At 71.3% G+C, this 25,420-nt stretch carries 20 protein-coding genes; 12 read left to right on the forward strand and 8 right to left on the reverse strand.

Features of this window, described 5'->3' with window-relative positions; all coding sequences use genetic code 11:
- Positions 1-91: 91 nt before the first annotated feature.
- Together RCR19_RS02985 and RCR19_RS02990 are read right to left on the reverse strand one after the other, a co-directional pair.
- Positions 92-994 carry an SDR family oxidoreductase gene (locus RCR19_RS02985; RefSeq protein ID WP_331263615.1) on the reverse strand — a complete coding sequence of 301 codons (903 nt, stop codon included), beginning with the start codon at positions 992-994 and terminating at the stop codon, positions 92-94.
- Positions 995-1,065: 71 nt separating this feature from the next.
- Positions 1,066-1,806, reverse strand: coding sequence for an SDR family oxidoreductase (locus RCR19_RS02990; RefSeq protein ID WP_331263616.1), 741 nt, complete (start codon positions 1,804-1,806; stop codon positions 1,066-1,068).
- Positions 1,807-2,003: 197 nt separating this feature from the next.
- On the opposite strand from RCR19_RS02990, the gene RCR19_RS02995 reads away from it, so the two are divergent.
- From RCR19_RS02995 to RCR19_RS03015, 5 genes are all read left to right on the forward strand, one after another.
- A complete protein-coding gene (locus RCR19_RS02995) occupies positions 2,004-2,696 on the forward strand; it encodes a TetR/AcrR family transcriptional regulator (RefSeq protein WP_331263617.1) in 693 nt (230 codons plus the stop codon).
- A 242-nt stretch (positions 2,697-2,938) separates the two neighbouring features.
- Positions 2,939-3,616, forward strand: coding sequence for a hypothetical protein (locus tag RCR19_RS03000; protein ID WP_331263618.1), 678 nt, complete (start codon positions 2,939-2,941; stop codon positions 3,614-3,616).
- 314 nt (positions 3,617-3,930) lie between these two features.
- On the forward strand, positions 3,931-5,166 hold the full coding sequence (locus RCR19_RS03005; RefSeq protein WP_331263619.1) for a cytochrome P450: 1,236 nt from the start codon (positions 3,931-3,933) through the stop codon (positions 5,164-5,166).
- 208 nt (positions 5,167-5,374) lie between these two features.
- Entirely contained in the window at positions 5,375-6,352 is a 978-nt protein-coding gene (locus RCR19_RS03010) for a nitrilase-related carbon-nitrogen hydrolase (protein WP_331263620.1), read from the forward strand.
- A gap of 137 nt (positions 6,353-6,489) precedes the next feature.
- Positions 6,490-7,356, forward strand: coding sequence for a universal stress protein (locus RCR19_RS03015; RefSeq protein ID WP_331263621.1), 867 nt, complete (start codon positions 6,490-6,492; stop codon positions 7,354-7,356).
- Positions 7,357-7,387: 31 nt separating this feature from the next.
- Here RCR19_RS03015 and ppk2 read toward each other — a convergent pair whose 3' ends face one another.
- Positions 7,388-8,191 (reverse strand): polyphosphate kinase 2, encoded by an 804-nt coding sequence (gene ppk2 / locus RCR19_RS03020; protein WP_331263622.1) that lies wholly within the window; start codon positions 8,189-8,191, stop codon positions 7,388-7,390.
- Between the two features lie 205 nt (positions 8,192-8,396).
- Between ppk2 and RCR19_RS03025 the strand changes: the two genes are divergently transcribed.
- Entirely contained in the window at positions 8,397-9,152 is a 756-nt protein-coding gene (locus RCR19_RS03025; RefSeq protein WP_331269326.1) for a DUF2071 domain-containing protein, read from the forward strand.
- Between the two features lie 99 nt (positions 9,153-9,251).
- Here the strand turns inward: RCR19_RS03025 and RCR19_RS03030 are convergent, their stop codons facing one another.
- Positions 9,252-9,728 carry an SRPBCC family protein gene (locus tag RCR19_RS03030; RefSeq protein WP_331263623.1) on the reverse strand — a complete coding sequence of 159 codons (477 nt, stop codon included), beginning with the start codon at positions 9,726-9,728 and terminating at the stop codon, positions 9,252-9,254.
- 249 nt (positions 9,729-9,977) lie between these two features.
- Here RCR19_RS03030 and RCR19_RS03035 point away from each other — a divergent pair, with 249 nt between their 5' ends.
- Positions 9,978-11,165 (forward strand): PP2C family protein-serine/threonine phosphatase, encoded by a 1,188-nt coding sequence (locus RCR19_RS03035; protein WP_331263624.1) that lies wholly within the window; start codon positions 9,978-9,980, stop codon positions 11,163-11,165.
- 46 nt (positions 11,166-11,211) lie between these two features.
- On the opposite strand, the gene RCR19_RS03040 is transcribed toward RCR19_RS03035, so the two are convergent.
- The 3 genes from RCR19_RS03040 to RCR19_RS03050 all read right to left on the reverse strand — a co-directional run bounded on the left by RCR19_RS03040 (position 11,212) and on the right by RCR19_RS03050 (position 13,648).
- Complete coding sequence (locus tag RCR19_RS03040; protein WP_331263625.1) at positions 11,212-12,180, reverse strand: pyridoxal-phosphate dependent enzyme; 969 nt, start codon at positions 12,178-12,180, stop codon at positions 11,212-11,214.
- Positions 12,177-12,881, reverse strand: coding sequence for a PAS domain-containing protein (locus RCR19_RS03045; protein WP_331263626.1), 705 nt, complete (start codon positions 12,879-12,881; stop codon positions 12,177-12,179). Before RCR19_RS03045 ends, RCR19_RS03040 begins: the two co-directional genes overlap by 4 nt.
- A gap of 587 nt (positions 12,882-13,468) precedes the next feature.
- Positions 13,469-13,648 carry a hypothetical protein gene (locus tag RCR19_RS03050; RefSeq protein WP_331263627.1) on the reverse strand — a complete coding sequence of 60 codons (180 nt, stop codon included), beginning with the start codon at positions 13,646-13,648 and terminating at the stop codon, positions 13,469-13,471.
- Positions 13,649-13,741: 93 nt separating this feature from the next.
- Here RCR19_RS03050 and RCR19_RS03055 point away from each other — a divergent pair, with 93 nt between their 5' ends.
- The 5 genes from RCR19_RS03055 (at position 13,742) to RCR19_RS03075 (ending at position 23,183) form a co-directional block, all read left to right on the forward strand.
- A complete protein-coding gene (locus tag RCR19_RS03055; RefSeq protein WP_331263628.1) occupies positions 13,742-13,909 on the forward strand; it encodes a hypothetical protein in 168 nt (55 codons plus the stop codon).
- Positions 13,910-13,995: 86 nt separating this feature from the next.
- Positions 13,996-18,396: a cation-translocating P-type ATPase gene (locus RCR19_RS03060; RefSeq protein ID WP_331263629.1), complete on the forward strand. Its 4,401-nt coding sequence runs from the start codon at positions 13,996-13,998 to the stop codon at positions 18,394-18,396.
- Positions 18,397-18,751: 355 nt separating this feature from the next.
- Positions 18,752-20,428 (forward strand): NlpC/P60 family protein, encoded by a 1,677-nt coding sequence (locus tag RCR19_RS03065; RefSeq protein WP_331263630.1) that lies wholly within the window; start codon positions 18,752-18,754, stop codon positions 20,426-20,428.
- 259 nt (positions 20,429-20,687) lie between these two features.
- Positions 20,688-21,719 (forward strand): PP2C family protein-serine/threonine phosphatase, encoded by a 1,032-nt coding sequence (locus tag RCR19_RS03070; protein WP_331269327.1) that lies wholly within the window; start codon positions 20,688-20,690, stop codon positions 21,717-21,719.
- Positions 21,720-21,818: 99 nt separating this feature from the next.
- Positions 21,819-23,183, forward strand: a complete 1,365-nt coding sequence (locus tag RCR19_RS03075; protein WP_331263631.1) for an FAD-dependent oxidoreductase — start codon at positions 21,819-21,821, stop codon at positions 23,181-23,183.
- Between the two features lie 95 nt (positions 23,184-23,278).
- Here the strand turns inward: RCR19_RS03075 and RCR19_RS03080 are convergent, their stop codons facing one another.
- On the reverse strand, positions 23,279-25,411 hold the full coding sequence (locus tag RCR19_RS03080; protein WP_331269328.1) for an RICIN domain-containing protein: 2,133 nt from the start codon (positions 25,409-25,411) through the stop codon (positions 23,279-23,281).
- Between the last annotated feature and the right edge of the window lie 9 nt (positions 25,412-25,420).

Raw genomic sequence — 25,420 nt, forward strand, 5'->3', positions numbered from 1 at the left:
CGCCGGAACGGCGGTCGGCACCGGGAGTAGCAGCGTCGTGGGGCGAGACCGGTCCCCCGGCTCGCCCCACAGCCTCCCGCGGCGTACGTGTCTACAGGGCCGCTCCGTCGGTGAGCAGTTCCTGGATGCCGATGCGGTGGTAGAACTCGGCACGGATGCGGTCGGCCACGACGGAGACGACCTCGCTGCCGTCCTTGCTCGGGTCCACATGGACACGGAACGGCCGTCGGCCGGCGGGCAGGTCCACCACGTCCACGATCGCCTCGGCGACCTCGTCCGCCGTGCGCCCTGCCGGGAAGATGTCGGCGAGTGCCTGCGCCATGCTGTCCCGCAGGGCGCCGTAGCGCTCGTCGTACTCCGCGGCACGCTCGGTGTCCGCCGGGGTGCCGGAGTGGGCGAAGTGGTTGGTACCGCTGGTGTACGCGCCGGGCACGACGATCACCGTGTCGACACCGAACTTGATCAGCTCGGCCGCATAGCTCTCGGCAAGGGCGTCCATGCCGGCCTTCGCCGCGAAGTACGGGGCCAGGAACGGCGGGTGGCCACCACGGGTGGAGGAGGACCCCACCCACACCAGCAGGCCCGAGCCCTGCTTGCGCAGTACCGGCAGGGCCGCCCGGTTGACCCGCTGGGTCGAGAGCACGTTGACGTCGTAGACCTGCGCCAGCTGCTCCGGGGTGAACGCCTCGGCGGGACCGAGGACCATGTGGCCGGCGTTGTGGACCACCACGTCGAGGCGGCCCTGCTCGGCCACGATCCGCTCCACGGCCGCATCCACGGAACCCTGGTCCTGTACGTCCATCTCTGTGCCGCGCACATCGATGCCCTCGGCCCGGGAGAGCTCGGCGAGTTCCTCGACACGCGGGGCGTTGCGGTCGGCCGTGGCGCGCATGCCGGCGTAGACGACGTGGCCGGCGCGGGCGAGCGCGCGGGCGGCGAGGTTGCCGAAGCCGCTGGAGGCCCCGGTGATGACGATGACCTGCTTCTCGCTCATGAGTGTTCTTCCTCTTCGTGTTCGTCGTGTGAGTGGTGCCGGTGAGGTGGGACGGTGACGCGGGCCGCGCGTCAGGCGAGACCGCCGTTGGTGAAGAGGACCTGGCCGTTGACCCAGCGGGCGGGTCCGGCGAGGAAGGCGACGCTCTCGGCGATGTCCTCGGGGCGGCCGAGACGCTCCAGCGGCACCGCCTTGGCGAGGTGGTCGATGGTCGCCTCGTCCTTGCCGTCGAGGAAGAGCGGGGTGGCGGTCGGGCCGGGCGCGACCGCGTTGACCGTGATGTCCCTGCCGCGCAGCTCACGGGCGAGGATCAGGGTGATCGCCTCGACGGCCGCCTTGCTCGCCACGTAGGCCCCGTAGTTCGGGAACTGCGCGCGGGTCACCGAGGTGGAGAAGTTGATGATCGCCCCGCCCGAGCGCAGCCGCCGGGCCGCGAGCTGATCGACGACGAAGGTGCCGCGGATGTTGGTGCGGTGCATACGGTCGAGCAGGTCCAGGTCCAGCTCCACGAGCGGGCCCAGCCGCATCATGCCCGCGGTGTTCACCAGGACGTCGATACCGCCGAACGCCGCCTCGACGGCGTCGAACGCCGCGGCCATGTCCTGCTCGTCGGCGACGTCGCCGCCGACGGCGATGGCCCGGCCACCGTCTGCAGTGATCGCCTCGACGAGGTCGTCGGCCTTGTCCTTGTTGCCGGCGTAATGCACGGCGACGGCGAAACCGTCCCTGGCCAGGCGCTCCACGACGGCGTGACCGATACCACCGGAGCCGCCGGTGACCAGCGCTACACGGGGGGACGTGGTGTCGCTCATGAGTTGTCTTCTCCTCAGCACGGTGGGTCTCGGGGGCCGGCGTAATCACCGCTCCCCGGAATCTGTAATCGACGATAACAGCCGATCGAATCAATGACAACACCGCTGATGAATCATTGATACGCACCCCCTGGTGCGGCGACGTCGACGGCTCCTCCCCCTGCACCCACGGGCCCGCGATCCCGTAGCGTGATCACATGACCGACCAGTCAGAACTCCGTCTGCGGATGCTGCACGCAGCCGAGACGCAGCTCTCCGCATCGCCCGAACACGACATCTCGACACGGGCCGTGTGTGAGGCCGTCGGAGTGGGCCAACCGGTGCTCTACCGGCTGTTCGGCGACAAGGCCGGTCTGCTCAGCGCCCTCGTGGACCACGGCTTCGACCGCTACGTCCAGCGCAAACAGGCGCTCGCGACCACCGACGACCCCCTCGACGACCTCCGCGTCGGCTGGGACGACCACATCGCCTTCGCTCTGGAGAACCCGGCGATCTACCGGCTGATGTTCTCGCCCATGCTGGCGCGCCAGCCCGCCGCTCCCCGGACCGTCTTCAAGCTGCTCACCGCGACGCTCGAACGGTGCGCGGAGGCGGGTACCTTGCGGGTGCCGCCGGAGATCGCCGCGCAGCAGATCATGTCCGCCAACATCGGCGTCGCGCTCGCCCTGCTGGTGCGCCCCGACATCTACACCGATCCGGACCTCTCGGCCAGGGTGCGCGACGCCACCTTCGCCGGCTGCGTCAGCCGGCCGTCCAAGGAGGCGCAGGGCGGTTCGACGGCCCTGACCGCGACCCAGCTCGCCGCCCGTCTGCGTCGGAATCCGGCCCCTTCACTGGGCGCCGAGGAGCAGCAACTGCTCCTCAAGTGGCTCGACGGCCTGGGCGAGTAGGGCCGCCGGTCGCACCGGACCGGCGACGGCACCCGGCCGGCACCGCTTCTCCCGCACGGCACCCGGCCGTCACCCCTCCCGCACATCGCTCCTCCCGCACACTGCTCCTTGCGTACGCCGCTCCTCCCGCACGCACAGCGGTCGGGGCGGCATTACGCTCTGCCGTTCGGCCGCCCCCGGTGGCGCCGCCCCCTCGACGGCGGCTTGCTGGTGCCAGGGCCCCGGAGAGGAGTGAGCCGCGTATGAGGACAACGGCGCGGAGGCGGCAGGCACTGGAGACCCCGCGGGCCGCCGGCCTGGCCGGGGTCGTCTTCGCGTTGCTGCTCGCCGCGGCCATCGTGCTGATCCGGCTGGGCATCCCGCAGGGCGCCGACGCGGCCACCGGCGGAGGGTTGCCCGACCCCACGCGGCGCAGCGCGGTACGGGCGGCACTCGCGCTCGTACCGTTCGCCGGCATCTTCTTCCTCTGGTTCATCGGCGTGATGCGGGCGCACATCGGCGACGCGGAGGACAAGTTCCTCGCCACCGTCTTCCTCGGCAGCGGGCTGGTCTTCGTCGCCACGATGTTCGCCGCGGCCGCGGCGGCCGACGCCGTGCTGGCCACCACTAACCGGCCCGGGGGCCTTCCCGCCCCGCCGACCTGGGACTTCGGCCGCCACTTGGCGTACACCTTGATGGTCGGGTTCGCGATGCGGATGGCGGCGGTCTTCACCTGCTCCATGTCCGTGATCGGGCACCGTCTCGCGGTGCTGCCGCGGTGGCTCACCGCGCTGGGCTTCCTCACGGCACTGACGCTGCTCTTCGTCGCGACGAACGTCCCCTGGGCGGAGTTGGTGTTCCCGGCCTGGTCGCTGATCATCAGCGTCCACATCCTCGTGGCCGGCGGCCGCTCCCGGCCGAGCCCCGAGGGGACGCCCTGACCCGCGTCCGCCACGGGTCACCTCTTCGGCACATCCCGGCGAGCGGGGCCCCCTCGGGCCTTCGATGCTGGCGGGAGAGGAGATGACCGCCGCCCGAAAGCGCCCACGGCGCGGCGGTGCCCCGACGGGCCGGGCGCCGAAGGGGCGGACATCGGTCCCGGGGACACCCGCAGGCGCGCATTTCTCTCGCAGGACGGCCGCCGCTCGTACGGCCGCTCACTCGCCCACGAACCACCCGCCGAGGACGGGCATCGGCCCAATCGGGCGCGCGCCGCCGCGGGCCGCCAGGGAACCACACGCCTCAAGGACGCCTCATGACACACGCCTCGCTCCTGTACCAGATCACCGACTACGCCAATCGCGCCAACCCCTATCCCCTGTACGAGAAGCTGCGCGGAACGCCGGTGCTGCACGACGAGGAGGGCGGCCCCTACCTCATCAGTTCGTACTGGGACATCCTCAGTCTGCTCCACGATCCCCGGATCAGCTCCGACGCCGCCAACCTCGCCGCCGCCGGTGCCGACGAGACGGGCGGGGTGGAGGCGACGGGGCTGCCGCCCAGCTTCATCCGGCTCGACCCTCCGGAGCACGATCGCCTGCGGCGGATCGCCAACCGGCCCTTCGGCCCGCCGCACAGCCCTCGTCGCATCGACTCGATGCGCGGCGAGCTGGCCGAGATCGTCACCGGACTGATCGACGACTTCCGGGACGCGGCGCAGATCGACCTGGTCGACCGCTTCGCCTACCCCTTCCCCGTCACGGTCATCTGCCGGCTGCTCGGCGTGCCGCGCGAGGACGAGCCGCGTTTCCGGGCCTGGGTCGACCCGATCGTCGCCGGTCTGGATCCGGACACGGGCCCGAACGGCGAGGAGAGCCGGCAAACCGCCCAGGAGGCACGGCTGCAACTGGGCATGTATCTGGCGGGGCTGGTGGAGCAGCGGAGGAGGAATCCGGGCCAGGACATGCTGTCGCAGCTGGCGACGGGCCACGGCACCGACGGTCCGATGACCACGATGGAGGCCATCAGCACCTCGGTGCTGCTGCTGATCGCGGGCCACGAGACGACCGTCAATCTGATCACCAACGGCATGCTCACCCTGCTGCGCCATCCCGAGCACCTGGTGCGACTGCGCGAGGAGCCCGGACTGGCCGTCAACATCGTGGAGGAACTCCTGCGCTACGAGCCGCCGGTGCAGCTCGTACCGCAGCGCACCTGCATCGCGGACATCGAGGTCCGCGGGGTCACCATCGCGAAGGGTTCGAGGATCTGGCTCGTCCTCGCGGCGGGCAACAGGGATCCGGAGCGCTTCCCGGACGCCGACCGGTTCGACCCCTACCGGAAGGACATCCAGCACCTCGGCTTCGGCAGCGGTATCCACAGCTGTTTCGGCGCCCCGCTGGCCCGGCTGGAGGCGCAGATCGCGCTGGCCGAGCTCGCCCGTCGGCTCGAAGGCCCGCGTCTCGTCGAGGATCCACCGCCCTACCGGCGGAACGCGGTGCTGCGCGGGCCGCGCCATCTGACCGTCGCGTTCGACGGTGTCAGGCCGTAGCGGCCCGCACTGCCACAGCCATGCGGCCGCCTGCCCGTTCGCCGCGCGGGTCGACCGCCGAGCACATGGCGCTCACCCCCCGGGGAAACGGTCGAGTAGGGGGCTCCCGCCAGGTGCGGTGGCAGGACACTCGTTGCCCTCGACCAAATAGGAGCATATGCTCGTAATCGCCGGTCGCAGTGACCCGCACATTGAGAAGGAGTCCCTCATGACCGTTGTCAAAGTCGCCGCTGTCCAGATCAGCCCCGTGCTCTACAGCCGCGCGGGCACCGTCGAGCGAGTGGTGAAGAAGATCCACGACCTCGGCAGGCGTGATGTCCGTTTCGCGGTCTTCCCCGAGACCGTCGTGCCCTACTACCCGTACTTCTCCTGGGTGAAGCCGCCCTACGCGATCGAGGGCGACCAGCTGCGCCTGCTCGAGGAGTCGGTCACCGTCCCCTCCGCCGAGACCAACGCCATCGCCGAAGCCGCGCGGCAGAACCAGATGGTCGTCTCGATCGGCGTCAACGAGCGCGACGGCGGCACCATTTACAACACCCAGCTGCTGTTCGACGCGGACGGCACACTGCTCCAGCGGCGCCGCAAGATCACCCCCACCTATCACGAGCGGATGGTCTGGGGACAGGGTGACGCTTCCGGTCTGCGCGCGATCGACAGCGCCGTCGGCCGCATCGGTCAGCTCGCCTGCTGGGAGCACTTCCAGCCACTGGCGCGATACGCCCTGATCGCCGATGGCGAGCAGATCCACGCCGCCATGTTCCCCGGCGCCCTCGGAGCCGAGCGGTTCGTCGACCAGATGGAGGTCGCCATCCGGCAGCACGCACTGGAATCGGCTTCCTTCGTGGTCAACGCCACCGCCTGGCTCGACCCCGAGCAGCAGGCACAGCTCGCCCGGGACACCGGCGGCCCGGTCGGCGCGTTCTCCGGCGGTTTCTTCACCGCCGTCGTCGACCCCGAGGGCCGCATCGTCGGCGAGCCACTCAGGGCCGGTGAGGGCGAGGTCATCGCCGACCTGGACCTCGCGCTGATCGACCGGCGCAAGCGCATGGCCGACACGCGCGGCCACTACAGCCGCCCGGAGCTGCTCAGCCTGCGGATCGACCGCACCCCCGCGTCAGTGCTCCACGCCCGCGACACCCAGGCGCCGGCCCCGCGGGCGACGGAAGAGGACCTCTTCGCTCGGTGAGACCGACGACCGGCACGACCGGGACCGCCGACCGGCCCGATGGGCCGGTCGGCCCGGTCGGGGGACGTGCGGCCCCTGCTGCGGCCGCCGCCCTCCCGGCCACTGTGGAGAACACACTCAGTCCGGGAGGCAGAGCGATGGCGCACACGGTGGTCGCAGGGATCGACGGCTCGCAGGAGAGCCGAGCCGCAGCCGAGTGGGCGGCTCGCGAGGCGCGGCTGCGCGGCGTACCGCTGAGGCTGGTGCATGTCTGGGAGCCCGCACCGGAGCCCTTGGCGCAGGCCCCGCTCCTCGGCACGGAGACGAGTCAGCACTGGAGCGAGAGGATTCCGCGCGAGACGGCCGAGGAGCTCAGGGCACGTCATCCGGGTGTGGAGATCGCCGAGGAACAGCTCACCGGCCACCCCGCCGACGTGCTGGCTGACGCGGCGAAGGGTGCCGTGGTGCTGGTCCTCGGGTCCCGTGGCATGAGCGGCATCGGAGGGTTCCTGGTCGGGTCGGTGGGCCTGGCCGTGATCGCGCACACCGAGGTACCGGTGGTACTGGTCCGGGCGCTCGAAGAGCGCGCCGCGGACCGCTCGGGCCCTGTCGTCCTCGGGCTCGACATCGCCTCCCCCGATGCCTCCGTGATGGCCTTCGCCTTCGAGGAGGCCGCCCGCCGCGGCACCTCCGTGCACGCGGTGAACGCCTGGAGCCTTCCGTCCTCGTACGCCTACGGCCTGGCGGCCGGCGTGGACCTGTACGCCGAGGTCGCACGGGAGCGGACGGCCACGCTCACCGAGATGCTGGGCGAGTGGGAGCGGAAGTTCCCGGACGTGGAGGTGAAGGGCGAGTCCCGGTTCGGGCCTGCCGCCCAGCACATCGTCGAGGCCTCACATCGGGCATCGCTGGTGGTGGTCGGCCGACGTGTCCGCCGCAGCCCGCTCGGCGCCCACATCGGCTCGGTCACCCACGCGGTCCTGCACCACGCGGCGGCCCCCGTCGCCGTCGTCGCGCACGACTGACACTCGATCCGCCCGCGCCGGTGACCCGCCGTCAGAGACCCGCCGCATGGTCGGGGACGTACGTCTGCAGATCACGCGGCGGGCGCTCGTAGCCGGTCGACGCCGGCCGCGCCGGCAGCTCCAGCACCGGCGGCGTCACATCGTGATACGGCACGGAACCCAGCAGGTGAGCGATCATGTTCAGCCGGGCCCGGCGCTTGTCGTCGCTCTCCACGATGTACCACGGGGCTTCGGAGACGTCGGTGTGCACCAGCATCTCGTCCTTGGCCCTGGAGTACGCCTCCCAGTGGGTGATCGACTCCAGGTCCATCGGCGAGAGCTTCCAGCGCCGCAGCGGATCCTCCAGCCGGCGCCGGAAGCGCTCCTGCTGCATGGCGTCGCTCACCGAGAACCAGTACTTGCGCAGCAGGATCCCGTCCTCCACCAGCATCCGCTCGAAGATGGGGCACTGACGCAGGAAGAGCTGGTACTCCTCCTTCGTGCAGAAGCCCATCACATGCTCGACGCCGGCCCGGTTGTACCAGCTGCGGTCGAACAGCACGATCTCGCCGGCCGCCGGGAGATGCTCCGCGTACCGCTGGAAGTACCACTGCGTGCGCTCGCGCTCGGTCGGCTTGGGCAGTGCCGCGATGCGCGCGACCCGAGGGTTGAGGTGCTCGGTCACCCGCTTGATCGTCCCGCCCTTGCCCGCCGCGTCCCGTCCTTCGAAGATGACGACGAGCCGGGCGCCCTCCGCCCGCACCCACTCCTGAAGCTTCACCAACTCGGTCTGCAGGCGGAGCAGTTCGAGCTCGTACGTCTTGCGTGGCAGCGTTTCCGTCTTTTTGTCGGCCATGCCGCCTCCAGGTCGATGACGTGCGGGTCCCCGTGTCCGGCCCGTGCCCTGGATCGAACACTATCCCCACCCGCCGTACAGGCCCACGGACCCGCAGGTCACGACCCGCGCAGGTGTCGACTTCCGTCCGTCCGCGCTGCCGCCGGAGGGCGGACCGCCGTCCGCACCGCTGCGTGCCCCTCACCCCGTGCCGGTACGCTGCGACATGGAGATCGAGCCGATCACGCCGTCCACCCCGCGCCCCGTGCGACGGCCGGTACTCGTGCAGGGTTGGCGGCAACTGACCTTCCTGCACTGGCCGGTGGAGCCGGACCGGGTGGCCGCGCTGCTGCCGGCGGGGACACGTCCCGACACCCTCGACGGGGTGACCTACGTCGGCCTGGTCCCGTTCCTCATGCGCGGCGCCGGTCTCGGCCCGGGACCGGGACTCCCGTTTCTCGGCACGTTCTGCGAGACCAACGTCCGCCTGTACTCGGTGGACGGACAGGGCCGGCGCGGTGTGGTGTTCCGGTCCCTGGACGCGGCGCGGCTGATACCGGCACTGGTGGGCCGGCTCGGTGTCAGGCTGCCCTACACCTGGTCGGCGATGCGGCTGCGGCGTGAGGGCGACGTCATCACCTACAGCTGCCGCCGACGGCACCCGGCGGCCGCCGGGCCCGCCAGCCGCGCCGTCGTGCGGACCGGCCGCCCGATCGTCCGACCCACCCGGCTGGAAAGGTTTCTGACGGCACGATGGGGACTGCACGTGACATGGCACGGCCGTACGGTGCATCTGCCCAACGAGCACGAACCGTGGCCGCTGTTCCGGGCCGAATTGCTGGACCTGGACGACGGTCTTGTCACCGCCGCCGGTCTGCCTCCCATGACGCAGGGGCCGGTCAGTGTGCTCTACTCCCCCGGAGTCGCCGTTCGGTTCGGCACCCCTTCCGTCGTACCGCCGCAGCCGCTCCGGGCCCTTTGACACCGCTGCGGCCACCGCGCGGGCGCGCGGCGGCAACGTCCCGGGCCACGCCGAGGTTCCCCGGTCTCCTTCCGACCGGGGAACCTCGGGTACGCGGTGTCACCGGGGCGGGCCGGACTCACCGGGCTTGATACGTCCGCGCCAGGCACCGGACTCGCCTTCACGGCGCTCGACGTAGTCCTTGAACCGCCGCATGTCGCCCTTGACGCGCCGGTCGATGACCCCGAACATGTCCGCGGCCTTCTCCAGGGCTCCGCCCGGTTCGACGTCCATCACGAGCTCCACCCGCGTGTGCGCGTCGTCCAGGCGCTGGAAGCGGACTGTGCCCTTCTGCCTCGAGTCGCCGGTGGTGGTGCGCCACGTGATCCGCTCGTCGGGGAGCTGGTCGACGATCTCGGTGTCGAACTCCCGCCGTATTCCGACGATCTTGGTGGTCCACCGGTTGTGGCGGTCGTCGATCTGCCTGACCTCCTCGACGCCTCCCATGAAGTTCGGGAACTCCTCGAACTGGGTCCACTGGTTGTAGGCGGTGTGGATGGGGACCTCGACGTCCACCGCCTCCTTGACGATGCTCATCTGCGCCTCCTCCTTGCTGATCGGCGGCGGCAGGGCGGTCGGCCCGCCGCACGGATCCAGGCACAGTGCGGCGGGTACCCAGGGATCATCCCTTTACAGATGTTCCGGTGTGCCAAGGCCGGGCGCCGCCGTCGCACGGTCGCCCGGAGGGCCCGCGCGGTCACCTTGAGCGACGCGTTCGATGTCGCCCCTCGCCACCCGTGGGGCATCCGGTGGCCACCCCACGGGTGGCGAGGCAGGGTGGAGTACATGGGTCTCCGATCGAGACTCGCCTGTCTGCGGCAGCCGTGGCAGTCGAGTCACGCGCTGCTGCTTCTCCCCATCGCGTTGATCGTGGTCATCACCTTGGTGGACATCCACTCGCCCGAGGACGTCCATCTCGGCCCCACCCTCGTCATCGCGCCGGCGCTCACCCCGTCGTTCGCGGGCACCCGGTCGACCGCCTTCGTCGCCGCGCTGGCGGTCGCCGCGCAGACCATCATCGCCGCGTTCCACGGCGGGCTGTCCACCACGAACCACATCGTCCAGATCGGCACGCTCGCGCTGCTCTCGATAGTGATCGTGGTCTACTGCTCCGTCCGGGACCGGCGTCGCCGGCAGCTGGCCCAGGTTCGTTCGGTGGCCGAGGCCGCACAGCATGTCCTGCTGTGGCCGCTGCCGGAGCAGATCGGCCCCCTGAGGGTCGCGTGCCTGTACCTGGCCGCCGAGGACGAGGCGCAGATCGGCGGCGACCTGTACGCCGCGACCCGTACCGACAACGGCGTGCGCGTCATGATCGGCGACGTGCGCGGCAAGGGCCTGTCGGCCATCGGCGAGGCCGCCCTGCTTCTCGGCGCCTTCCGCGAGGCCGCGCACCGGCAGGACTCGCTGCCGGACCTGGCGGCCTCCCTGGAGGAGAGCGTGAGCAGGTACCTGGCCGACTTCGAGCCGGTCGAGGAGCTCGGCGAGCGCTTCGCGACCGCCTTGCTGGTGGAGATCCCCGACGGGGATCCGGTCACGCGGATGACCAGCTGCGGTCACCCTCCACCCCTGTTGCTGAGCCCCGGCAACGAGGTCTCCGTGCCCAGCCTGCATCCGTCGCCCCCGATGGGGGTGCACGCGACAAGCCCGGCGGACTACATCCTGGACGTGTTCTCGTTCGAGCCGGGCGACACCCTCCTGCTCTACACGGACGGCGTCATCGAGGCACGCGACGAGAACGGCAGCTTCTACCCCCTGGCGGACCGCCTCACGCGGTGGACCCATGCCAGTCCGGAGACGCTCCTGCACCACATACGGCGCGACCTCCACGAGCACACGGGCGGTCCCCTCGACGACGACGTGGCCCTCATCGCCCTCCATCGCACGCCCACGGCGCACCGGCACCGTCATCACGGGCTGGGCATCCACACCAACGGTTTCCGGCATCGTTCCGGAACGGAGCAGCGGAGCGCGTGATCGGGGGAGGCCGCGCCGTACCGTCACGACCGCCGGCGGAGCCGAATCAGCCGCCGAGAATCTCGGTGAAACGCTCGGCGCCGATGTTGCCTCCGGACAGAATGACCCCGACCCTGCGCGGCAGGCGGTCGATCCGGTGGGCCAGCAGCGCGGCCAGCGCACTCGCGCCACTGGGTTCGACGACGAGTTTCATCCGCTCGAAGGCGAAACGCATCGCGTCGCGGATCTGTTCGTCGCTGACCAGGGCGATGCCGTCCACCAGCCGTCGGTTGACGGCGAAGGTCAGTTCTCCTGGTGTGTCGGCGGCCTGGCCGTCGGCGATGGTGCGCGGCACGGGGATCGAGATCCGCCGGCCCGCCTCAAGTGAGCGCTTGGTGTCGTCGCCGTTTTCCGGTTCGACGCCGATGACCCGTGTCGCGGACCGCAGCCCCTTGGCGGCCGTGGCGCTGCCGGCGATCAGGCCTCCGCCTCCGACGGGCACGACCAGGGCGTCGAGGTCCCCGGTCTCCTCGATCAGTTCGAGGGCCGCGGTCCCCTGTCCGGCGATGACGTGCGGATGCTCGTAGGGCGGTATCAGCGCCAGGCCGCGGTCGGTCGCGAGCGCTTCACCGATCGCCACCCGGTCCCCGGTGTACCGGTCGTAGGTGACGATCTCCGCCCCGTAACCGGCGGTCGCCTCCCTTTTGGAGCGCGGCGTGTCCTCGGGCATGAGGATCACGGCCGTGGTGCCGAGTTCACGGGCGGCGAGTGCGACCGCCTGGGCGTGGTTCCCGGAGGAGTAGGCGGCGATGCCCCTGGCCACCTGGTCCGCCGACAGGCGTGAGGCGGCGTTGTACGCCCCGCGGAACTTGAACGCCCCTATCCGCTGGAAGTTCTCGCACTTGACGAAGACTTCCGCGCCGACCAGTTCGTCCAGGGTGCGCGAGCGCAGCACCGGGGTGCGGTGCGCCACGCCCTTGATGTGGGCGGCGGCCTCGCGGACGTCCGCCAGGGTGACGAGGGAGGGGGCGGTCATGAATGGACTCCGTCCTGATCTGTGCGGGTCGGGGCGCTGCCGTCCGGGACGGAGCCTTCCGGTCCGTTCCGGGCCCGGGCCAGGTAGTTGTAGGCGGATGCCCGGGAGATCCCGAGCCGTTCCGCGACGTGCTGGGCGGCGCCGCGCACGGCGAAGACCCCTTGCTCGTCGAGGCTGCGGAACAGGCCGAGACGTTCGTCCCGGCTGAGTTCCGACCACTGCTTGTTCTGCCTCAACTGGTGGGAGTCGACGATGGCGTCCACCACGGAGTCGATGTCGTTGCCGAACGTGGTGGTGGGCACGGCGGTGGCTCCGGTGACCCCGGCCAGCTCACCGATGAGGGCATGGGCCTGGTTCACGGCGGTGATGTCGACGTTCACGCACAGCGCGCCGAAGACCGTGCCGGAAGGGTCGCGCAGGAGCATGGTCGACGACTTGAGCAGCTTCCCGGACGGGGTGCGGGTGACGTAGTTCAGCTCGTCGGTCGCCTCGTCGCCGCGGGCGAGGAGGCCCATGCCGATCTCGCTCATCGACCCGCCGACCGCACGCCCTGTGACCGAGCCGGCGATGGCGACGACGGATTTCTCCGGGCGGCGGAAGTCGTGGACGACCACTTCGCAGAAGGAGCCGAGCGTCGCGACGATGCCGTCGACGACGGGCGTCAGGGCCGCGATGACGGCGTCCTGCTCCTCAGCCGACACAGCTCACCTCCGCGGCCGTCGGCTCACGGTGGCGGAACACCCCCGCCCATCGCACGAACGCCTCGGCGCACCCGGCGACGTACTCGTCCGGCATCGTCACGCACCCTCCCCGGATCCCGCGGAACGCCTCAGTTGCTGTACTCAGAATCTAGACCACTGGACAGAAAATCCAAAACGGCGAACACGCCAGTTGGACGGCGGTCATCTCGTTCTTCTGCCGTTAACCCAAGAAACACCGGATGTACAGGCACAGTGCACCCACATCCGACGAAAAGGCCGCATCGTCGGATATCGGACCGCCGCATCGCACCAACAGAAAGTCGACCGATATGGGCCAGATACTTGTCACCGTGGCGACGAAGATCGGCGTCGCGCTCGCCGAAGCGATCCTCATGCGTCTCGTCTGGGAGTTGTGGGCCGCCTTCTCGCGCCGCCTGCACACCGCCACCGCACCGGCCGCCGCCTGACACGCCCCCTCAGTCACCGGCACCGGCACCGGCGACGGAGGCGCCCGGCGGCGCCGTCTCACCGCCGGGCGCCTCGGGCGCCGGTCAGGCTTTCCGTCCGTCCTGGCCGCGACTTCCGTCCTAGCCGCGCCTTCCGCCGTTGTGTTCGCTCGGCATGTCGGCGCCGCCTGCGCGTGCCCGTCCCCCGCGCAGCAGGTACGTGGCTCCGCCGACGGCGAGGGCCACCGGCCATTCGAGGGCGCCCGCCACGGCCATCGCGCCCAGACCCCCGTAGAACACGAGGTCCTTGTTCGCGGGCATGCCGGGCATCCGTGACGTCGCCGCTTTCGCCGTACTCGTCATGTCACCCCTGGTGATGTACGGGATCGTCAACGCGGGGTGCACCGTTCGCGTATGAAGGTGCAGGCCCGCCCCTTCATGCGTGTGCCGCTTCTGTTGCTCTTCCAGCCCTTGCTTGGCCATCCCCCGGCCTCCTCTCTCGGCGTGGGCGTGTTCCAGCGCGCCTGTTGCGGCGTGCCCATTGCTCCTTGCGAACCGGGTATCCGCGCGCATCTGATTTGAATCGCCGATTTGTGGCTACTCATCCAGTTTGTTGCTGTATATACGGCTGGACCGAAACGTCCTCCTACGGGAGCGGGTGATGCGCTGTGGCACTGCCAGGAGGCGGGCTGCTGCGGGCGGTGGTGTCGTCCTCCGCCGCGCTGGCGAACGGCACACGACAGCGCGTACGGCGGTTCGAAGGTCGCACCCACATCGCCGTGCGTGGCCTGAGCGAGGGCGAACTGCCGGGACCCACGGCGGAGAAGCTGGCGGAGGACGTACAGCGCCGGCTCTCGGACGTGCCCGGGGTGGCCTGGGCCGTGGTGAACACCGTGCTCGGACACGCCGTCGTCGCCACGGAGGATCCGTGCGACACGGAGGAGATCGTTTCGGTCCTCATCGAGGCCGTCGAGGCCGCGGAGGACGCCCATGGCGTCGAACACCCGCTGCCCGATCATCCCCTCTCCGGTGACACGCTCCGCCGGGCGGCATGGGCGGTGGCCGTCCACATGGCGGCCGCGCCGCTCGCCGCGGCGAGCGAGCTGACCCGGCGCGCGCCCGTCCCCACCTGGGTCGCCTCCCTCTTCCCGATCATCGACTCGCAGCCCCGGCTGAGGTCTCTCGTCGAGAGCGCGGTGGGCACCCACAACGCAAAGATGCTCATGGCCGGACTGACGGCGCTCGGCCAGGCAGGCTCCGGTGGGCTCCTCGGGACGGCGGTGGACGCCGTACGGCACACGCTCCGGGTGATGGAGGCCGACGCGGAGCGCTCCGCCTGGGCCGCCGCAGAACCGCACCTGACCGGCACCGCCGCGGCCGCTTCCCACGGCGTGGCGCCCTCGCCCCCGCCCCGCCGTACACCGCTGAAGCGCGGACCCGTCGAGCGGTACGCCGACCACGCACCCCTGGTGGCCGCGGCCTCCTTTGCCGGCGCGCTCCTCGTCACCGGGCAGCCGGGGAAGGCGGTCGGCAGTGCTCTGGCGGCGGTGCCCAAGGCGCCGCTGCTGGCCCGCGAAGCCTTCGCCTGCGCTTTCGGCCGGGGCCTCGCCCGCAGGGGGGTCCTCGTTCCCGGCTCCGACGCCCTGCGCGCACTGGACCGGGTCGGCACCGTGCTCCTCGACACGGACGCCCTCGCCACCGGGTCCCATCTGCCGGCCGATCTGATCGCCCTCGACGAGGACGCCCCCGCGGGAGAACTCGCCGCGATGACGCACCGGCTCTTCGACGGCTCCGCACCCGAGAAGGCCGTCCGGGACGGCGAGTGGGAGCTGGGACCCGTCGAACGCCTTTCGCTGCACGGGCGTACCGGATCCGAGGCCCGGCAACGCCTCGAGCACAAAGGCGCGCGACTCGTGCTGGGACTGGCGCGCGAGCACCGGCTGCTCGCCGTGATCAGCGTGGTGCCGGAGCTGCACGACGCCGCCGCCGCGTTCGTACCCACAGCCCATGCGGCCGGACTGACCATCGTGGTCGCGGGCGCGCACACCGGCGACCCGGCGGTACGCGAGGCGGACGCCGTACGCGACGCGGGCGAACGGCTGACCCACTCCGTGCGGGACCTCCAGCGGAACGGCGACGGGGTGCTGCTCATCTCGCGCAACCGGCACGCCCTTCGAGCGGCGGACGTCGGCGTCGGCCTGACCGGCCCGAAGGGCGCCCCGCCCTGGGGCGCGGACATCTATGTGAAAGGCGGCGACCTGGCGGCGGCCCTTCTCCTCGTGCGCGCCTGCCGTGGTGCCCGGGAGAGCGCGCGCCGCGGAGTCCGGCTCGCCCAGGCCGCAGCGGGCGTGGGCGCGACGGCGGTGCTGGCCGGACAGTCGACGCGGCCCGAGGAGCGCGGCGTCACGGCGTTCAGCGCGGCGGCCGCGCTCGGTACCGTCGTCGGGGTCTGGTCGGCGACGCGGCTGCTGCGTCGTCCACAGCCGTCGACCGCCGCCACCCGTCATCCCTGGCATGCGATGGCCCCGTCCACGGTGCTCGACAGGACCGGCAGCAGAGTCGAAGGGCTGACCGGTGAGGAGGTGCGAAGGCGTGGCACGGGTACCGGTGAGCAGGCGCGCACGTCCTCGCTCGGCCGTGCCTATCTGACCGAGATGGCCAATCCGCTCACACCCGTGCTCGGCGCCGGGGCGGCCATGTCCGCGTCCGTGGGTGCCGTGCTCGACGCCGTCGTCATCGTGGCGGTCACCGCGCTGTCCGGGTTCTTCGGCGGTTTCCAGCGGCACCGGACCGACCGCGCGGTGGCCCGGCTGCGCCGTGAGTCGGCCGTCATGGCCAAGGTGGTGCGTGACGGCGCGGAGACCATCGTGCCCGCCCAGGCACTGGTCGTGGGCGATGTGGTGGCCCTGAGCGCCGGTGACGTGGTGCCGTCCGACGCCCGCCTGCTGGAGGCACATCACCTGGAGGTCGACGAGTCGGCACTCACCGGCGAGTCGTTCCCGGTGGCCAAGGACGTCCCACCCGTCCTGGCATCGGACCTCGCGGAGCGCAGGTCGATGGTCTACGACGGCACCACGATCGCCGCCGGTCGTTGCCGCGCCGTCGTCGTCGCGACCGGTACCGCGACCGAGGCGAGCCGGGCCGCGGCGGTCGGCCGGGGAGCCGCCCCCGCCGTCGGGGTGGAGCGCAGGCTGGCCCGGATCACCCGCAGCACGCTGCCCGTGGCGCTCGGTTCGGCGGCGGCGCTGATGGCGGCCGGCACGTTGCGCGGGCGGGCCGTACGGGACACGGTCGGCGCGGGCGTGGGCCTGGCCGTGGCCAGTGTCCCCGAAGGGCTGCCGTTCCTGGTCTCCGCGGCCCAACTCGCCTCCGCCCGGCGGCTTTCCGTGCGCGGCGCACTGGTCAGGGACCCCCGCACCATCGAGGCGGCCGGGCGCACCGACGTCCTGTGCTTCGACAAGACCGGAACCCTCACCCACGGGCACATCTCCCTCGTCGCCGTCGCGGCCGACGGGGAGAGCCGGCCCCTCGAGTCGCTCGGTGACGAGCAGCGCGCGGTCCTCGCCGCCGCCCTGCGGGCGACCCCGCGCCCGCACGGCGACGCAGGACTGGAGCACGCCACGGACGGCGCCGTCACCACGGGCGCCGAGGAGGCGGGCGTACACAGGACCACGCGGGCGCCCGAGTGGGAGCGCCTGTCCAGTCTGCCGTTCGAGCCGAGCCGCGGTTTCCACGCGACCCTGGGCCGGACCGAGGGCCACACGGTCCTGTCCGTGAAGGGGGCCCCGGAGGAGGTCGTCGAGCGCTGCGCCACCCTGGACGGCCGGCCACTGGACGAGGAGGGACGCGCGGACGTTCTCGCCACCGGCGAGAAGCTGGCGGCAGAGGGCCATCGCATCCTCGCCGTCGCCGAACTCCGGGATGCCACCGGCGACAGACTCACCGACGACGCCGTACGCGATCTGGACTTCCTCGGATTCCTCGCGTTCGCCGACCGTGTGCGCGGGGCCGCCGCCGACGCGGTTCGCCAACTGGCCGACGCCGGCGTGCAGATCGTGATGATCACCGGGGACCACCCGAGCACCGCCGGTACCACGGCCGCCGAACTCGGTGTCCTGGACGGCAGACGCGTGGTGACGGGTGCCGAACTCGACGACCTGGACGACTCGGCGCTCGACGCGCTGCTGCCCGATGTGGGAGTGGTCGCGCGCGGCACCCCCGTGCACAAGGTCCGAGTGGTCCAGGCATTCCAACGCCTCGGCCGGACCGTCGCGATGACCGGCGACGGCGCGAACGACGCCCCCGCGATCCGGCTCGCGGACATCGGCATCGCGTTCGGCACCCGGGCCACCCCGGCGGCGCGGGCGGCCGCCGACCTCGTCGTCACCGACGACCGGCTGGAGACGGTGCTCGCCGCCCTCGTGGAGGGCCGTGCCATGTGGGCCTCGGTGCGGCAGGCCCTGGCGATCCTCGTCGGGGGCAACCTCGGTGAGATCGCCTTCACCCTCCTCGGCGCCGCCACAACCGGGTCCTCGCCCCTGACGGCTCGTCAACTCCTTTTGGTGAACCTCTTCACCGACCTCGCTCCGGCCATCGCGGTCGCTCTGCGCCCGCCCAACCCCGAGGCCGCCGAGCGCCTGTTGCACGAGGGCCCCGAGGTCTCCCTGGGCACCGCTCTCACGGAGGAGACGGTCTGCCGTGCCGTGGCCACCGCCCTCGGTGCCACGGCCGGCTGGCTCGCCGCCCGATTCACCGGTCGTGCAGCCCGCGCCCGTACCGTCGCCCTGGTCGCCCTCGTGGCCACGCAGCTCGGTCAGACCCTGCTGGCCGGCGGCCGGAGTTGGGAGATCGTCGGCTCCTCCCTGGGCTCCTTGGCCGCGCTGGCGGCAGTGGTGCAGACCCCGGTCCTCAGCCAGTTCTTCGGCTGCACCCCGCTGGGCCCCGCGGCCTGGGCGATCGCCCTGTCCGCGGCGGTCGGAGCGACAGTGGCCTCGCCGTTCCTCCCGGTGCTCGTCGGCCGGGCCCGGGCTGTCGTCGCCCACCGGGCACCGGTAGCGGCCACGTCCTGAACGGCGCCCCTCTTCCCCGCGAGGCACCAAGATAAAAGTCACAATTACGTATCGGACATTTGGCTCGTCAATCTTCACGCCGGCCACACAAGTTGGCTAGGTTGTCGGCGGGCCGTACGACTCCCACCGGCGAACCTCGCCGGGTCGCACGGCCTCCGCCGAGTCCGGTGCACCACCGGCACAGCCGGAGCCGGGGTCCATCGGCCGCAGTGCGAACCGGCCCGACCACCCACCGGGCAGGGGCCGTGGGACACGCCCTCCGGATTCGTCCGCCCGAACCCTCCCTGGGGTCCGAGCGGCCCGGGGACCCCCATCGCTCACTCGGGCAGGCGGAGCACGGAAGGAGCACGTCCCCATGGCGTCGGAGCGAACCTCGCGTTCCGGAGGCTTCGACCTCCCCGGCTTCCGCGACTCCGCCCCCACCGGCGCCTCCCGTCCCGGGGGCCACGACGCGCCGAGTCGCGCCGAGGTCCAGCAACGGATCCACAGCCTCTACGACCGCGCCGAGACGGACAGCGGGACCTTCAACGCCACCCGCGCCGTCGCGGCGGGCAACGGCAAGCGCGGCAACCCGGCGGTCGACGGCGAGCGCAGACGCACCGATCCCACGCTCGACGCCATCGCGAGGCAGTGGTTCGACGCGGCGCGCGCGAACCTGGGACCCATCGTTCCGGCGGCGCTGCCCGCCGACCGGATGCCGATCGCCGAGGAACGGCCCATGCTCCCGGCGCATCGCACCGGAGACGACCTCGGCTCCCGTGAGCCGGGCGGCCGTCCCCTTCCGGAGCTCACTGCCGGGCCCGCCGGCCGGGCGACCGCCCGGCCCCTCGAACTGACCGCCGGTCCTGTGGCCGCTTTGTCGGCCGCTCCGCAGCCTCGGCCGCAGGCCCCGGCGCCCAAGGCGCTCCCGGCGTCCGCCGCGAAGCCCTCGTCGTCCGCCCCGAGGAGCTCCAAGGAGCGGTCCCGGCGGAAACTGGCCGCCGCGCGTGAGTTGCTGCTCCAGCACACGGCGCCGCAGAGCATGCGTCCGGTGCTCGAGCCGGCGCCCGCGGAGCCGGTACGACCCGTCGCCGAGGTCCCGGCCGTGTGGCAGCAGCAGTCCGCCCTCGACCCGGGCCCCGCCTTCACCTCTCCGGCCCCGGCCGTCATGGAACCGCCTCTCGTCACCGACGCACTCACCCCCGGCGGCGCCTTCGTCGCCCGGAACACGCCCGCCGCGACCGACGCCTTGACGGCCGGCGTCCCGACGGGAGCGTTCACCGACAGCCCCGCGTTCCCCACGCCCGACGTGTTGAGCGCCGCCGAAACCTACCCGGGCGCCACCCCGGCCGCCGGCGCCTTCCTCACCGCCGACACGTTCACCACGGCCGACACGTTCACCACAGCCGACACGTTCGCCTCCACCGGCACCCACCCCGGCGCCACCCCCGCCGACACGATCACCGGCGCCCCCGCCGCCGACGCCTTCCTCACGGCCGGCACGTTCGCCACGGCCGACGCGTTCGCCTCCACCGGCACCTTCGCCTCCCCCGAGGCGTTTTCCGAGGCGTTTCCCCAGGCATTTCCCGAGGCGTTTCCCGGTGCCGACGTTTCCGTGGCCCCGGACGCCTTCGCCGGGACCACCGGTGGTGAGATCCCTCTCGGTATCGGCGCGGTGCCCGGATCCGGGTACGAGACGAAGGCCGCGCAGGCACTCGCCTTCGCGCGTGCGCAGATCGGCAAGCCGTGCGTCTGGGGCGCCGCGGGTCCGGAGTCGTACGACGCCCCCGGCCTCACCCGGTCCGCCTGGAAGGCCGCCGGGGTCGCTCTTCCCCGCACGGCGCAGGAGCAGGGGGTCATGGGGACGACCGTCCCCCTCACGGACATCCGGCCCGGGGACCTGATCTTCTTCTACGACACCAGCAGCCACGTGGGCGTCTACACCGGCGACGCCATGATGATCCACGCGCCCGGCCCCGGGTCCTACATCCGTGAGGAGTCGATCTTCTTCGCGGGGAACGCGGCGATCCACGGCGCGGCACGGCCCGCCTGACCTCGTCCACGAGGAGCCGGACCGGCGGAACACCGCGCGCCCCAGGCCCCCTTCACCGGCCCTGACCGGCCCGGAGGCCGGTCACGGGGCTTTCCACCAGCGCCTGCTCCCACCGGTCGAGGGCCGTCGTCGGCGTGCGTCGCGCGGCTTCGCGTAGGAGCGTGGGGGTGTGCGAAGCGTGCGGGACACGGTGCAGGGACGGGACGGGAGCCGACGGGGCTGGCTGCGCGGTGCGCCGCCCCCGTGGTGGGTGCGGATCATGCCCGTGGGACTGCTGCTGGTCGTCTGCATCGCCACCCTGATCAGCCCCCAGCCGCTCGACATCGGCTTCCTGCTGGGCGCCATCCCGCCGCTGGCCGTGCTGTCCTACGGGCCGGCGGCGACCGCCGTCCTCGGCGTCGTGGTCGTCGCCCTGCAGCACGCCCGGGTCTTCCATCTGGACCACCCAGGCAACACCGACCTGCTGACCATCGGCTTCGTCGCGCTGCTGAGCGTGTTCGTGTCGTATGTGCGCAGCCACCGCGACGCCCAGCTCGATCTGGAGCGCACCGTCGCGGAAGCGACACAGAACGCCGTCGTCCCCCCGCTGCCCGAGAAGGTCGGCCGGGTCCGCTGCACCGGTCTGTACCGGGCCGCCCAGCGCGGGACGCTCGTCGGCGGCGACTTCTTCGACGTGCGCGAGAGCCCCCGGGGGGTACGGGTGGTCATGGGCGACGTACAGGGCCACGGCCTGTCCGCGGTGGCGACGGTCGCCTCCCTGCTCGGCGCCTTCCGGGAGGCGGTGCTCGACCAGCCGGACCTGCCCTCGGTCGCCGCCCGGCTCGACCGCAGGCTCCTCGTCGACTCCGCCGAGGCCCGGCGTCCCGAACTGTTCGCCACCGCGGCGCTGCTCGAGTTCTCCCCCGACGCCCGCACGGTGCGGATCATCGTCTGCGGCAATCCGCCGCCCGTGCTGCTCCAGGACGGGAAGGCCACGGAGGTCCATATCACCCCCGGCACGCCCCTCGGGCTCGGCCTGTGCCCGGACGACGCCTACGACGAGGTGACCCTGCCGCTGCTGCGCGGAGACAGGCTGTTCCTGGCCTCGGACGGCATCTGGGAGGGCAGGAGCCCCGACGGCACCTACTACCCTTTGATCGACCGGCTTCCGGGCCTTGTCGACGACGACCCCGGCGCGACGACGGAGCGGGTGTGGGGGGATCTCGTCCACTACTGCGGCACCATCGGCGACGACGTCACGATGCTGCTCCTGACCCCGGAGCCGACCATGGAGCCGACGGGCATAAAGTAGCCTTATGAGGTCATAGAGCGGACCCGAGTACCAGGTAAGGCATGCCTTAGTTTAAGGTTTCCGATCGAGCCGTCTGTCCTCGCTCGAAGGGAACTGATCATGCCCCGCCCCCTGCGGGTAGCCGTCGTCGGTGCCGGTCCGGCCGGAATCTACGCCGCTGACGCGCTGCTGAAGTCCGAGGTGGCCACCGACCCCGGCGTGTCCATCGACATCTTCGAGCGCATGCCGGCCCCGTTCGGCCTCATCCGTTACGGAGTCGCTCCGGACCATCCGCGGATCAAGGGCATCGTCACGGCCCTCCACCAGGTGCTGGACAAACCGCAGATCCGTCTGTTCGGCAACGTCGACTATCCGACCGACGTCAGCCTGGACGATCTGCGCGCCTTCTACGACGCCGTGATCTTCTCCACGGGCGCGACGGCCGACCGGGCCCTCGACATACCCGGCATCGACCTCGACGGCTCCTACGGTGCGGCGGACTTCGTCTCCTGGTACGACGGCCACCCCGACGTGCCGCGGACCTGGCCGCTGACGGCCGAGAAGGTCGCCGTCCTCGGGGTCGGCAACGTCGCCCTCGACGTGGCGCGCGTCCTGGCCAAGACGGCCGACGAGCTGCTGCCCACCGAGATCCCGGCGAACGTGTACGACGGCCTCAAGGCCAACAAGGCGCTGGAGATCCATGTCTTCGGCCGCCGTGGCCCGGCCCAGGCCAAGTTCAGCCCGATGGAGCTGCGGGAACTGGACCACTCCCCCGCCATCGAGGTCATCGTCGACCCCGAGGACATCGACTACGACGAGGGTTCGATCGCAACCCGGCGGGGAAACAAGCAGGCCGACATGGTGGCCAAGACGCTCGAGAACTGGGCCATCCGGGACGTCGGCGACCGGCCGCACAAGCTCTTCCTGCACTTCTTCGAGTCGCCCACCGAGATACTCGGCGAGGACGGCACCGTCATCGGTCTGCGCACCGAGCGCACCGCCCTCGACGGGACCGGGAACGTCAAGGGCACGGGCGAGTTCCGGGACTGGGACGTCAGCGCGGTCTACCGAGCCGTGGGCTACCTGTCCGACCCCGTGGCCAAGCTGCCCTGGGACATCGACTCGGGCACGGTCCCGGACGAGGGCGGTCGGGTCATCGAGGAGAGCGGCAGCCACCTGCAGTCCACCTATGTGACCGGGTGGATCCGCCGCGGTCCCGTGGGTCTGATCGGTCACACCAAGGGTGACGCCAACGAGACAGTGGCCAACCTGCTGGACGACCACGCGAACGGGCGCCTGCACACGCCCGCCTCCCCCGACCCCGAGTCGGTGGACGCGTTCCTCACCGAGCGCAACGTCCGTTTCACCACCTGGGACGGCTGGTACCGGCTCGACGCCGCGGAGAAGGCGCTCGGCGAACCGCAGGGCCGTGAGCGAGTGAAGATCGTCGAGCGCGAGGACATGCTCCGGGCGAGCGGAGCCTGAACGCCGACGCCGCCCGGCCGCGGCGGATGATGCCGCGGCCGGACGGCGGGCCCGCCGGCCAGGAGCCACTGGCCGGCGGTTCTCCCCCGGGCGGGTCAGGGATAGCTGACCAGGTTCGCCACGTTGGTCGAGGAGTTCGACGGTCCGCCACGGTCGTTGATGACGTGCCGGATCGTCCCGGTGCCGCCGAGGGAGACCGTCACCATGTTGTGGAACTGCACCCCTGAGGTGTTCGGCACCTCGTAGGCGTGCTCGGCGGTGACACTCGGATTGACGTTGAAGTAGCAGTAGCTGCCGAGGCCGTAGGCCTGGTGGCTGGTCACCGAGCCGGCAACCTTGTAGGCCGCGTAGCCCTGTGTGGAGCCGTTCATCCAGGCCGACTGGTTGGGCGGGTCGTACGGCATCTCGTTCTGGTAGAAGTACGTCCGCCCGCCGTTGCCGTTCCAGATCGTCTGGTACTTCTGGAAGTGCTCCACGAACAGGCCGTACATCGTCACGTCGTCTCCGTTGACCACCAGTCCGGTGTCCGCCGTGTTCGACGTCCAGCCGACGCCGTTGCCGTGGTCGGCGCGCCAGATCCACATGTGGTCGCCGATGACGTTGCGGCTGTTGACCACGAGGCTGGTGGTCGCCTTGCCGACACCCGCGCCACCGACGCGGAAGTACACGTCGTGCAGCGAGGTCGGGTCGGTGGCGTGGGAGGCCGAGGAGCCGGACGGCCCGACCTCCATCACTGTCGGCGAGTTGGTGGTGCCCGCGTCGAACAGCAGGCCCGCGACAGAGACTCCGTCCACGTCGGCGACGGTCATCGCGGTGATGCCGTTGTCCGGAACGAGTGTGGCCAGGCCGAGACCGAGGACGACGGTGTCGGGACGGGTCACCTTCAGGGTCTGGTTCAGATGGTAGACACCGGGGGTGACCAGCAGGTTCTTGCCGGCGGCCAGGGCCGCGTTCATCTGGGCCGCCGTCGCGCCGGGTTTGACGACGAAGAACTGGTCGAGCGGCAGCGAGGTGCCGGCCGGTGAACCTGAAGCCCAGCTCGTCGCGGTCGAGTTGGTGCGCACCGACGGCACGAACACCTGGTAGGCGCCGGCGCTGTCGACGTACAGGAACGGCTTCTCACGGGTGACCGGGCTGCGATCGACCGTCGTGTACGGGGGGTTCGGGAAGCTCGTGGCCGGCACACCCTGGCTGCCGACAAAGACCATGTTCCAGTTGGAGCCCGTCCAGCTGCCGAGCTGGGAGTTGCGGGTCAGCCACTGCTGCTGGCTGCCGGAGCGCACCTGCCCGTCGATCTTGCTGTCCGCGAGATAGCCGCCGCTCGACCAGCCGCCGTCGTCCAGCGCGAGGTTGCCGCGCAGATGGATGCGCCGGTACGGCGCGGCCTGCGACACCGCCCAGCGGTCCGTGCCGCCCGTCGGGTTGACCGAGAGATTCTCGGCGCCGCGCCAGAAGTTCTGCGTCGCGTTGCCCTGGAACCAGTCCGCCTCGGCGTGCACGGCGCCGTTGATCGTCACCGCGTCGGGTGACAGGCCGAGTCCCAGGACCTGGGTGTAGAAGCCCACGTTCACGTCGTTGCTGTAGGTGCCGGGCTTGAACATCACGGCGTAGCGCTGGGAGCCGAACTGGTTCGTCTCCTGCTGCTGGAAGATGGAGTTGAGCCTGCTCTGGATCGTCGACGACGGCATGGACGGGTCGAAGACGACCACGTTCGGGCCGAGGTCCACGTCACCGGGAGAACTGGACACGGCTGACACCTGGAAGCGCTGGGCGGCGGTGCCGTTGCAGGTGTACTGCGTCAGCTGCACGCTGTCCGCGGTCGAGGCGCCGGGGACGTCGAGGCACTTGCCGCTGTGCCGGTTCACGAAGTGGTAGGCGCCACCGCCCTCGTCGACCGGCTGCCACTGCTGGTTGTCGCCACCGCCGTACGCCCACAGCTGGAGCGGGGCCCCGTCGGCGGTGGACACATCGGTCACGTCCACGACCTGTGCCGGGTCGTTGCGATTGTTGATGCGGAGGTAGCCGTCGCTGGTGGAGGTGAAACTCCACTGCTGGGCCGTGGAGTTGTTGCAGGAGTACTGCTGCACGGCGGTGCCGTTGGCGGTGCCCGCGGCCCGGGCGTCCAGGCATTTGCCGCTGCCGCTGTTGACGACCGTCGCCCAGCTCGTGGGCAGCGCCGCCGCGGCGGCGGAGGCGCGCGGGGCGGCTCCCGCGGAGACGACCGTCAGCGCCGACGC

Source organism: Streptomyces sp. WAC07094, assembly GCF_036320405.1.
GTDB classification, from domain to species: Bacteria; Actinomycetota; Actinomycetes; order Streptomycetales; family Streptomycetaceae; genus Streptomyces; species Streptomyces lannensis.